This window comes from Zavarzinia sp. (assembly GCF_041650655.1).
Classification (GTDB): domain Bacteria; phylum Pseudomonadota; class Alphaproteobacteria; order Zavarziniales; family Zavarziniaceae; genus Zavarzinia.
The window spans coordinates 21,357-29,142 of the sequence record NZ_JBAZKR010000056.1; the positions used below are offsets into that span (position 1 = coordinate 21,357).

The 7,786-nt window shown below is 66.2% G+C and carries 8 protein-coding genes; 1 reads left to right on the top strand and 7 read right to left on the bottom strand.

Annotation, left to right across the window (positions count from 1 at the left end; genetic code table 11):
• Positions 1–24: 24 nt before the first annotated feature.
• Positions 25–1,344, bottom strand: coding sequence for a proline--tRNA ligase (gene proS / locus WC493_RS13835; RefSeq protein ID WP_373066116.1), 1,320 nt, complete (start codon positions 1,342–1,344; stop codon positions 25–27).
• Between the two features lie 608 nt (positions 1,345–1,952).
• Between proS and WC493_RS13840 the strand changes: the two genes are divergently transcribed.
• Positions 1,953–2,288, top strand: a complete 336-nt coding sequence (locus WC493_RS13840; RefSeq protein WP_373066117.1) for a hypothetical protein — start codon at positions 1,953–1,955, stop codon at positions 2,286–2,288.
• Between the two features lie 36 nt (positions 2,289–2,324).
• Here WC493_RS13840 and WC493_RS13845 read toward each other — a convergent pair whose 3' ends face one another.
• The 6 genes from WC493_RS13845 to WC493_RS13870 form a co-directional block, all read right to left on the bottom strand.
• Positions 2,325–2,585 carry a DUF1467 family protein gene (locus WC493_RS13845; protein WP_373066118.1) on the bottom strand — a complete coding sequence of 87 codons (261 nt, stop codon included), beginning with the start codon at positions 2,583–2,585 and terminating at the stop codon, positions 2,325–2,327.
• A 19-nt stretch (positions 2,586–2,604) separates the two neighbouring features.
• Entirely contained in the window at positions 2,605–3,024 is a 420-nt protein-coding gene (gene mce / locus WC493_RS13850) for a methylmalonyl-CoA epimerase (RefSeq protein WP_373066119.1), read from the bottom strand.
• A 62-nt stretch (positions 3,025–3,086) separates the two neighbouring features.
• Positions 3,087–4,772 carry a ribonuclease J gene (locus WC493_RS13855; RefSeq protein ID WP_373066120.1) on the bottom strand — a complete coding sequence of 562 codons (1,686 nt, stop codon included), beginning with the start codon at positions 4,770–4,772 and terminating at the stop codon, positions 3,087–3,089.
• Positions 4,769–5,557 (bottom strand): biotin--[acetyl-CoA-carboxylase] ligase, encoded by a 789-nt coding sequence (locus WC493_RS13860; RefSeq protein WP_373066121.1) that lies wholly within the window; start codon positions 5,555–5,557, stop codon positions 4,769–4,771. Before WC493_RS13860 ends, WC493_RS13855 begins: the two co-directional genes overlap by 4 nt.
• 3 nt (positions 5,558–5,560) lie before the next feature.
• Entirely contained in the window at positions 5,561–7,018 is a 1,458-nt protein-coding gene (gene nuoN, locus WC493_RS13865; protein ID WP_373066122.1) for an NADH-quinone oxidoreductase subunit NuoN, read from the bottom strand.
• A partial coding sequence (locus WC493_RS13870) for an NADH-quinone oxidoreductase subunit M (protein WP_373066123.1) occupies positions 7,015–7,786 on the bottom strand: 772 nt, incomplete at its 5' end. The genes WC493_RS13870 and nuoN, both read right to left, overlap by 4 nt.

Here is a 7,786-nt window from a genome sequence, read left to right on the forward strand (position 1 = left end):
GCCGTTACTCCCTGAAGCCACGCATCAGGCGCCGAGGGCCGTGACCAATTCCTCGATCGCCACTTCTTTGCGTTCGCCGGTCTTGCGGTTCTTCACCTCGACCACGCCCTTGGCGAGGCCGCGCGGACCGACGTGGACCTGCCAGGGCAGGCCGATCAGGTCCATGGTGGCGAACTTCGAGCCGGCGCGTTCGTCGGTGTCGTCATAGAGCACGTCGATGCCGTCGGCTTCGAGTGCCGCATAGAGCTTTTCGCAGGCACCGTCGACCGCGGCGTCGCCCGGCTTCAGGTTGATCAGGCCGATCTTGAACGGGGCGACACTCTCCGGCCAGACGATGCCGGCATCGTCGTGGGAGGCTTCGATGATGGCGCCCACAAGGCGCGACACGCCGATGCCGTAGGAACCCATCTCCAGCTCGATGGTCTCGCCGGCGGGGCCGGTGACCACGGCGCCCATGGGCTTCGAATATTTGGTGCCGAAGTAGAAGATGTGGCCGACCTCGATGCCGCGCGCCGCGATCTGCTTGTCCGCCGGCACTTCGGTGGCGAAGCGGGCCGCGTCGTGCTTCTCGTCCGTCGCGGCATAGAGGCCGGTCCAGCGCTTGATGATGGGCGAAAGATCACCCTCGAAATCGACCTCGGTGCCCAGGATGTCGTAATCGACCAGGTCCTTGTGGCAGAACACCGCGCTCTCGCCGGTGTCGGCCAGGATGATGAATTCGTGGCTCATGTCGCCGCCGATCGGGCCCGTGTCGGCCGCCATCGGGATCGCCTTCAGGCCAAGGCGGGCATAGGTGCGCAGGTAAGCGACGAACATCTTCTCGTAGGCGCGGCGGGCACCTTCCTTGTCGATGTCGAAGGAATAGGCGTCCTTCATCAGGAATTCGCGCCCGCGCATCACGCCGAAGCGGGGCCGCACCTCGTCCCGGAATTTCCACTGGATGTGGTAGAGGTTGCGCGGCACATCGCGGTAGGACTTCACGCTGTCACGGAAGATCGCGGTGATCAGTTCCTCGTTGGTCGGGCCGAACAGCATCTCGCGCTCGTGGCGGTCGGTGATGCGCAGCATCTCCTTGCCATAGGCGTCGTAGCGGCCCGATTCCCGCCACAGGTCGGCCGACTGGATGGTCGGCATCAGCAGTTCGATGGCACCGGCGCGGTTCTGCTCCTCGCGCACGATCGCCTCGATCTTGCGGAGCACGGTCAGGCCCATCGGCAGCCAGGAATAGATGCCGGCAGCCGACTGGCGGATCATGCCGGCACGCAGCATCAGGCGGTGCGACACGATCTGCGCTTCGGCCGGGTTCTCGCGCAGGATGGGCAGGAAATAGCGGGACAGGCGCATGGTGGGGGTTTCTCGTTGATCAGGCGGCGAAGGTAGGGAAATCGGGGCCGCCGCGCAATCGCCGTACCGCGTCATGCGACGCCATGCCAATTGCCTCGGCTCATCCCGCGGCGAATCGCCTCGTTGTACTTTTGGACGATGCATCCTGCCGCAGGGCAGCCCGGAAGACGCCCGAAAGCCGCCGCCGAAGCCTGATTAAACGGCAATTTGCACCTTTTCGTGGCATCCATGTGGAAACCGCGTGACTCCCATGCGGCACTTGAGTAGCATCCACCCACTGAAAGAGGGGGCCGATCGGCTCACCCAGGTTTAGGGAGGAAGCGCTTCCGGGGAACCAAGGCCGAACCATACGGCTGCCGGTTGTGCAAAATGTGCAGCGTTGCGCAAGGCCCCACGGGGCCTTGTGTCATTTGTGGGTCAGAACATCCCCGAAGTCGCCGTGGCCCTGCAGGCTTCGGCATCATCCAATCCGGCAAAATTTGTATGCAATGTGGCGGAGCTCATAGCCACCGCCCGCCCCTTGGTGGCAGCATGATCGCGTGCACTGATCGCACGGCCGGGGTCCATGGAACGAGGCCCCGGCTTCCTTCATGGAGGGAACCCTCAAGATGCGCATCCAATTCTGGCTTCAGGGCGGGCTGGCCCTGTTCGCCGTGTCGGTCTCCGCAGCGCCTGCGCTCGCCGAAGACCTGACCTTCAAACTCTTGAACTCGACCAGCGTCGCGGTGACCGAATTCTATCTCTCCCCCACCAACGTCAACGACTGGGAAGAGAATCTGCTCGGCGACGACACGCTCTCTGCCGGCACGAGCACCTCGGTGACGGTGGCCGACGGGCGCAAGACCTGCACCTACGACATCAAGTCGGTGTTCAAGGATGGTGACGTGGTCGAGGATCGCGGCGTCAACCTGTGCGAACTCGGCAGCTATACCCTGCATCAGTGACAGGGCGGCGGGCAGGCCGCCGACGCCTGCCCGCCTTCACTGCTGTTCCATGAAGGCCCGGTAGCCGAACAAGTCGTAATCGACCACGACCCAGAACACGGCGAGCAGAACCAACGCGATCCCGGTGGTGATCGTAACCTTGAGCCAGAGCCGCGGCTGGTGCGGCACGCCGGCGGGAATGCCTGACTGACGGTCCACCCCCACCTCTTCCCGGCTGCGCACGCCCCAGGGCAGCACGGCGAAGAAGACCAGCCACCAGGTGATGGCGAAAAAGACGACGCCGCCGATAGGTGTCATCGGATTCGGGCGAGGCGGCTCACGCCGCCTTCTTCGCCACTTCCTCGATCTCGACCAGGGTGCCCAGGAAATCCTTCGGGTGCAGGAACAGCACCGGCAGGCCATGGGCGCCGATCTTGGGATTGCCGTCGCCCAGCACGCGGGCGCCTTCGGCCTTCAGCTTGTCGCGCGCGGCCAGGATGTCCTCGACCTCGTAGCAGACATGGTGGATGCCGCCGCCCGGATTGCGCTCCAGGAAATTGGCGATCGGCGACTTTTCGCCGAGCGGATAGAGCAGCTCGATCTTGGTGTTCGGCAGCTCGACGAAGACCACGGTCACGCCATGGTCCGGCTGCTCGATCGGCGCCGAAACCTTGGCGCCCAACGTGTCGCGATAGAGGGCGGTGGCGGCCGGCAGGTCCGGCACGGCGAGAGCGATATGGTTCAGGCGTCCGATCATGGCGTCCACTTCACGGGATTGATCTTGGAAAACTAGGGATCTTGCGGCCCTGCTGCAAGCGCTCAGCCGCGCAGCCGAATGACCTGCACGTCGGTCACCGGCTTTCGCCCGGTCGCCCGGTTGGCCGCCCGGCGCGCCGCCTGGCGGGCCGCTTCGGCCATGGTGTCGGCATCGGCCGCCCTGCCCCGCGGCAGCGCGGCTTCGACCGCCTCGGCGATTTCGGCCGCGAGGTCGCTCTCGCCGTCTTCGGCGAGGCCGGCCAGCACCACCTCGGGATCGGCGGCGAGCCTTCCCTTGGCGTCCAGCACCAGGGTGACCACGACATGGCCGGCGAAGCCGATCTTGCGCCGCGCGACGATCGCCGGATCGTCGATCGACACCAGCACCTCGCCGTCGAGCGCCAGCCGGCCCGACTCCACTTCGCCGATGATGCGCGGCGCATCGGGCGCCAGGCGCAGCACGTCGCCGTTCTTGATCACCGGCGCGTGGCGCACCTGCATGGTCTTGGCGAAGGCGGCGTGCTCGAGCAGGTGGCGCGCCTCGCCATGCACCGGCACGGCGATCTGCGGCCGCACCCAGGCATACATCTGGGCCAGTTCGTCCCGGTTCGGATGGCCCGAGACATGGATGAAATTGCCCTTCTCGGTGACCACCTGCACGCGGGCACTGGCCAGCAGGTTATGCACTTCGCCGAGCGACACTTCGTTGCCCGGGATGATCTTCGAGGAAAAGATCGCGGTATCGCCGGCACCGAGGGAGATATGGCGGTGCTCGCCCCGGGCGATCCGGGCCATGGCACCGCGCGGCTCGCCCTGGCTGCCGGTGCAGAGGTAGAGCACCTTGTCCTTGGGCAGATAGCCGGCCTCGTCCTCGTCGAGGACGGGCGGCAGGTCCTGGAGATAGCCGGTCTCCCGTGCCGCCTCGACGACGCGATGCATCGAGCGGCCGACCAGCACCAGGTGGCGGTCCGCCGCCTGGGCCGCGACCGCGATCGAGGCGATGCGCGCCACATTCGAGGCGAAGGTGGTGACCGCCACCCGACCGGTCAGCGGCGCCACCATTTCGATCAGCTTCTCCCGCACCTCGGCCTCGGAACCCGAGGTGCCAGGCGAGAAGACATTGGTCGAATCGCAGACCATGGCGAGCACGCCGGCCGAGCCCAGTTCGTCGAGCCGCCGCGAATCCGCGACCGTGCCGACCAGCGGCTCCGGGTCCAGCTTCCAGTCGCCGGTGTGGAGCACGACGCCGAGCGGGGTCTCGATCACCACCGCATTGGGTTCCGGGATCGAATGCGTCAGCGTGACCAGCTCGCAGGCGAAGGGGCCGAGCTCGACCCGCCCGTTCATGGGCAGGATGTGCAGCGGCGCCTCCCGCTCCAGCCCCACTTCCTTCAGCTTCCGGCGCACCAGGGCAGCGGTGAAGGGAGTGGCATAGATCGGGCATCGCAGCCGGTCCCAGAGATAGGGCACCGCGCCGATATGGTCTTCGTGGGCATGGGTCAGTACCAGGGCGACCAGGTCGTCCTTGCGCTCCTCGATGAAGCCGGGATCGGGCATCACCAGGTCGACGCCGGGCAGGCGTTCGTCGGCGAAGGTGACCCCGAGATCGACCATCAGCCATTTTCCGGCATGGCCGTACAGATTGAGGTTCATGCCGATCTCGCCCGAGCCGCCGAGCGGCACGAAGAGAAGCTCGTCCGCCCTGGGCCTGCGCGTGAAACGCCCTGCCGGCGCCTTGGTTTGGCTCACCGGAGCGTTCCTTCCGCGGGGAAGACATCACCCGCCGTCACGGCCCGAAGACCGCCGCCGTCCAGGCGGAGTTCCAGGGCGCCGTCGGTCCGGAGCCCTTCGAAAGTACCTTCCAGCGTCTCATGGGCGAGACGCACCACGAGGCGGCTGCCGAGTCCCGCCGCCCGCGCCAGCCAAGCGTCGCGGATACCGGCGAAACCCTGGCGTTCCCAGATCGTGACCCAATGGGAGAGCCGCGGCAGGAAGGCCGCCAGCATCTGCGCCTGCGTGACGGCGAGGCCGGTCGCCGCCAGCACGGAAGTCGCGGGATAGGGTGTCTCGGCCGGGAAGCTGGCCAGATTGACGCCGAGGCCGATGACCAGGAATTCGAGGCCGCCGTCCGCCCCGGTCGCGGATTCGAGCAGGATGCCCACCGTCTTGGCCCCCTCGAAGAGGACGTCGTTCGGCCATTTCAGGGCGAAACCCACATCGCGCCCGGTGACCGCGACCAGCGCGTCATGCAACGCCAGCGCCGTGGCGAAGGACAACTCGGCCGCACGCGCCGGGCCGGCCGCGGGCTTCAGGAGAACACTGCAATAGAGATTGCCGGGGTCGGAGACCCAGGTCCGGCCGCGCCGGCCGCGCCCTGCCGTCTGCCGGTCGGCGATCAGCACCAGTTCGCCGGGATCGCCGGCCGCCGAGCGGCGGCGCGCCTCCTCGTTCGTCGAGTCGATCTCGTCGAAGTGGAGAACGCGCCAACCGGCGATGGAAGTCTCTTCCGGCGCCGTCCTGTCCTGATCCGTCATCCGTCAGGGCACGAGCGTCTTGGCGGCGGCGCCGGCCATTGCCACCAGCGGCCCCGGCACGACGAAATAGAGCAGCGTGATCGCGCCCGAAACCGTCACCACGACACGCGGGGCGAGCGGGAACGGGGTTTCGATCTGGCCCGCCGGGGCGTCGAAATACATCACCTTCACGACCCGCAGATAGTAGAAGGCGCTCACCACGCTCGCCAGCATGCCGATGACCGAGAGGGTGTAGAGCCCCTGCTCGATCGCCGAGATGAAGACGTAGAACTTGGCGAAGAAGCCGGCCAGCGGCGGCACGCCCGCGAGCGAGAACATGAAGCCCGCCGTGACGAAGGCGAGCCACGGGTGGGTGCGGCCGAGGCCGGCGAAATCGGCGATGCTCTCGACCGGCTTGCCATCCTTCCGCATGACCAGCAGCACGCCGAAGATGCCGAGCGTCATGATCAGATAGATGGTCATATAGATCAGCACGCCGCGGATCCCCTGCGCGCCCCCGGCGGCCAGCCCGACCAGGGCATAGCCGACATGGCCGATCGAGGAATAGGCCAGCAGCCGCTTCATGTTGCTCTGCCCGATCGCCGCGAAGGCGCCGAGCAGCATGGAAGCGAGCGAGACGAAGATGATGATCTGCTGCCACTGGGCCGTGGCCGCCGCGAAGGGCGAGACCATGACGCGCAGGAACAGCGCCATCGCCGCCACCTTGGGCGCCGCCGCGAAGAAGGCGGTGACCGGGGTGGGCGAACCCTCGTAGACGTCCGGCGTCCACATGTGGAAGGGCACGGCCGAGACCTTGAAGGCGAGGCCGGCGATCATGAAGACGATGCCGACGATCAGCCCGATGCTGGAACCGACGCCGCCCGCCCTGGCGATCCCCTCGGCGAGGACGGTGAAATTGGTCGTGCCGGAGAAGCCGTAGATCAGCGAAGCACCGTAGAGCAGCATGCCCGACGACAGCGCACCGAGGACGAAATACTTCAGCCCCGCCTCGGTCGAACGAAGATCGTCACGCAGGAAGGCGGCGAGGACATAGAGCGCCAGCGACTGCAGTTCGAGCCCGACGTAGAGCGTGATCAGGTCGTTGGCCGAGATCATCAGCATCATGCCGACGGTCGCCAGCATGATCAGGATCGGATACTCGAAGCGCTCGCTGTCGGCCCGGCGGAAGAAATCGCCGGACATCGGAATAGCCGCGGCCGCACCGATCAGTACCAGGACCTTCATGAAGCGGCCGAAGCCGTCCATCACCACCATGCCGTGGAAGCCGAGGGCCTTGGCATCGCCTGTCGTGCAGGCGACCAGATAGAGCGCCACCACGAGGATGCCGACCGCCCCGATACCGACCAGCCGGGCGCTGCCCTCGCCCCGATAGGCGCCGACCAGCAGCAGCGCGAGCGCGCCGACTGCGACGATCAGTTCGGGCAGGATCAGCAGGAGATCCGTGGAGAGTTGCGACGTCATTGCGCGTTCCCCTCGATGGGCGCAGCCGCCGGCGCCGCATTGGCCGCGATCTTGGCGCGGGCATGGGTGATCAGGTTCTGCACCGAGACATCGGTCGCCCCGGTGAAATAGCTCGGATAGATGCCGATCCAGAGCGCCGTGACCATAAGCGGCAGGAAGGTGACCTTCTCGCGGAAATTGAGGTCCGGCATGGTCATCAGATCGGCATGGACCAATTCGCCGAACATCACCCGGCGATAGAGGTAGAGCGAATAGGCCGCCCCCAGGATGAGCCCGGTCGAGGCCAGGGTTGCCGCCACCGTATCGGCCCGGAAGGTGCCGCTCAGGATCATGAATTCACCGACGAAGCCGGAGGTACCGGGCAGGCCCACCGTCGCCATGGTGAAGAGCATGAAGACGAAGGCATAGACCGGCATCCGGTTCACCAGGCCGCCGTAGCGCGCGATCTCGCGGGTGTGCAGCCGGTCGTAGACGACGCCGACGCAGAGGAACAAGGCGCCAGAGACGATGCCGTGGCTGATCATCTGGATGATCGCACCCTGCAGCCCCTGCTCCGTGAAGGTGAAGGTGCCGAGGGTGATGAAGCCCATATGCGCGATCGACGAATAGGCGATCAGCTTCTTCATGTCCTCCTGCACCAGGGCGACGAGGGACGTGTAGATGATCGCGACGACCGAGAGCGTATAGATCAGCGGCGTGAAATAGACCGAGGCATCCGGGAACATCGGCAGCGAGAACCGGATGAAGCCATAGCCGCCCATCTTCAGC

Excerpts from the sequence above, each read along its gene's own strand:
- proS (WP_373066116.1), bottom strand. The coding sequence starts at position 1,344 with ATGCGCCTGTCCCGCTATTTCCTGCCCATCCTGCGCGAGAACCCGGCC.
- WC493_RS13840 (WP_373066117.1), top strand. The coding sequence starts at position 1,953 with ATGCGCATCCAATTCTGGCTTCAGGGCGGGCTGGCCCTGTTCGCCGTG.
- WC493_RS13845 (WP_373066118.1), bottom strand. The coding sequence starts at position 2,585 with ATGACACCTATCGGCGGCGTCGTCTTTTTCGCCATCACCTGGTGGCTG.
- mce (WP_373066119.1), bottom strand. The coding sequence starts at position 3,024 with ATGATCGGACGCCTGAACCATATCGCTCTCGCCGTGCCGGACCTGCCG.
- WC493_RS13860 (WP_373066121.1), bottom strand. The coding sequence starts at position 5,557 with ATGACGGATCAGGACAGGACGGCGCCGGAAGAGACTTCCATCGCCGGT.
- nuoN (WP_373066122.1), bottom strand. The coding sequence starts at position 7,018 with ATGACGTCGCAACTCTCCACGGATCTCCTGCTGATCCTGCCCGAACTG.